Below are 604 nucleotides of genomic sequence, written 5' to 3'. Positions count from 1 at the left end.
GAGCACGCCCAGGCCCACCAGCAACTGGCCTCTTGGTCAGCCATGCTCGGCCTGGCTGCAGCAGTGTCGCAAGACGACACCATGCAGCGCGTGCTCAAGGCCCCGCGACTGACGAGCGCAAACAAGGCCACCACGTTTATCGACGTGTGTGGCGACAAGTTCGATGCCAAGGCACAGAATTTCATCCACGTCGTTGCTGAAAACGACCGTCTCCCGCTTTTGCCGGAGATCGCCGCTCTGTTTGACCTGTACAAGGCCGAACAAGAGAAATCGGTAGATGTGGATGTCACCAGTGCTTTTGCATTGAACCAAGAACAGCAAGACAAACTCGCCAAGGTTCTCAGTGCACGGCTCGGCCGGGAAGTGCGACTGCACGCTGCGGAGGATGCCACCCTTATTGGTGGTGTCATCATCCGCGCCGGCGACCTGGTAATCGATGGCTCGATTCGCGGCAAACTCGCGAACCTTGCCGAAGCATTGAAATCTTGAGTTTGAAGGGGCAGCAGAGCAATGCAGCAACTCAATCCTTCCGAAATAAGTGAAATTATCAAGGGCCGCATCGAAAAGCTCGATGTGACCTCCCAAGCCCGTAACGAAGGCACTG

The 604-nt window shown here is 56.3% G+C and carries 2 protein-coding genes; both read left to right on the top strand.

Annotation, left to right across the window (positions count from 1 at the left end; translation table 11 throughout):
• Window positions 1-489 (top strand): F0F1 ATP synthase subunit delta (locus ACIPIN_RS26890; protein WP_401124149.1); only part of this gene is annotated, 489 nt, incomplete at its 5' end.
• 21 nt (window positions 490-510) lie between these two features.
• On the top strand, window positions 511-604 hold a 94-nt coding region (locus ACIPIN_RS26885; protein WP_401124193.1), incomplete at its 3' end, for a hypothetical protein.

The organism is Pseudomonas sp. NPDC087697 (genome assembly GCF_044743155.1).
Classification (GTDB): domain Bacteria; phylum Pseudomonadota; class Gammaproteobacteria; order Pseudomonadales; family Pseudomonadaceae; genus Aquipseudomonas.
The sequence above is the reverse complement of the archived record's forward strand: the minus strand, read 5'-3'. Positions and strand labels throughout refer to the sequence as shown.